The sequence below is a fragment of the Rhizobium ecuadorense genome (assembly GCF_001187535.1).
Classification (GTDB): Bacteria; Pseudomonadota; Alphaproteobacteria; order Rhizobiales; family Rhizobiaceae; genus Rhizobium; species Rhizobium ecuadorense.
This window is the reverse complement of sequence record NZ_LFIO01000122.1, coordinates 1-228: the sequence shown is the minus strand read 5'-3', so window position 1 is coordinate 228 and position 228 is coordinate 1. Positions and strand designations below refer to the sequence as shown.

At 57.5% G+C, this 228-nt stretch carries 1 protein-coding gene; it reads left to right on the top strand.

The annotated features are described in order from the left end of the window. Positions 1 to 228: LysR substrate-binding domain-containing protein (locus AF337_RS04235; protein ID WP_244471181.1), on the top strand; the 228-nt coding region annotated here is incomplete at both ends.

The following is a 228-nucleotide window of genomic DNA, read 5'->3' as shown; positions in this document are numbered from 1 at the left end:
CCATCATCTCACCGCTCGTGCTGGAGTTCCTGCGCCGCTATCCGGACATGAATGTCGATATCGTTACCGAGGGGAAAATGGTCGATATCGTCAAGGACGGGTTCGATCTGGGCGTCAGGGTTGAAGGCCTCGTTCCCACCGACATGATTGCCGTTTCGCTCGGGCTGCCTCAGCGACACGCTGTCGTCGGGTCTCCTGAGTATTTCAAGAAGCACGGTAGGCCCATAG